The sequence below is a fragment of the Motilimonas cestriensis genome (assembly GCF_021295315.1).
GTDB lineage: Bacteria > Pseudomonadota > Gammaproteobacteria > Enterobacterales > CBDFNC01 > Motilimonas > Motilimonas cestriensis.
This window is the reverse complement of the sequence record NZ_JAIMJA010000073.1, coordinates 1-1,092: the sequence shown is the minus strand read 5'-3', so window position 1 is coordinate 1,092 and position 1,092 is coordinate 1. Positions and strand designations below refer to the sequence as shown.

The 1,092-nt window shown below is 46.5% G+C and carries 2 protein-coding genes; both read right to left on the bottom strand.

From position 1 onward, the window contains the following. Positions 1 to 8: 8 nt before the first annotated feature. Positions 9 to 839 (bottom strand): IS3 family transposase, encoded by an 831-nt coding sequence (locus tag K6Y31_RS22055; protein ID WP_233055174.1) that lies wholly within the window; start codon positions 837 to 839, stop codon positions 9 to 11. Positions 840 to 874: 35 nt separating this feature from the next. After that, a partial coding sequence (locus K6Y31_RS22050) for a transposase (RefSeq protein WP_427901928.1) occupies positions 875 to 1,092 on the bottom strand: 218 nt, incomplete at its 5' end.

Genomic DNA, 1,092 nt, shown 5'->3' with positions numbered 1-1,092 from the left:
TGTAGTGGTCAACTAAAACTGGCCACCTCGTTATAAGTTTTGAAGTATTCTGCTTCAGCCTTTTGTGGCGATAACCCCTTGTTAAACTGGTGAGGCCTGTACCGATTGAAATAACCGGTAATGTAACTGTTAATCGATTCAACACCCGCTGCAAATGACTGATAACCTGACCTTGGCATCCACTCGGTTTTAAAACTTCTGAAAAAACGTTCAGTGGGGGCGTTGTCGTGGCAGTTACCTCGGCGACTTAAGCTTTGCTTTATACCAAACCGCCAAAGCAATTGACGATACGTTTTACTGGTATAATGGCAGCCCTGGTCGCTGTGGAACATCAAGCCCTTTGGCTTGCCTCTACTCTCATAAGCCATCCTCAATGCTTTCTTTGTTAGCTCGCTGTCTGGACTTTTTGAGGTTGCCCAGCCAACAACGCGTCTTGCAAACAAGTCAATCACAACGGCTAAATATAGCCATCTCGAGCCAGTCCAAACATATGTCACATCACCCGTCCAAACCCGATTTGGAGCGTCTGGTTTGAAGTTCCTATCTAGCAAATTCGGAATACTTAAGTGCTCTTTTTCAGCCTTAGCATAACGGTGTCTTGGGATTTGCCTGCTGACGAGCCCCTTCTCTTTCATCAGTTTGCGAATCAACGACCGACTAGCTTTGAAGCCTGAATCAGCGAGCAATACCTGCAACGTCCTTTGACCTGCCGAACCACAACTTTTACCAAACCAGCGCTTCAGCTCAGAGATGAGTTTCAGCCTTTTGGGGTTTAACTCATGACGACGCTCGACCCAATAACGATAGCTACTACGATTGACCTTAAATGCCTTACACAGCCGTTCAACACCCCAATAGGCGCTTAGCTCTCTTATTAACGCGAACCTTTGAGCGAGTCCTGCATCAAGAGAGCTGAAGCCTTTTTTAGGATGGTGTTATCCTCTTCAAGGCGTTTAATCTTACGTTCTAGCTCGCGTATTTTGACTTGGTCTGGCGTCATCGGCATGGCACTCGATAGGTTGCCATTTCGCTCTTCTTTAAGCTGCCTTGCCCATTTATCGACGGTTGACTTGCCTAACTCTAATGACTCAG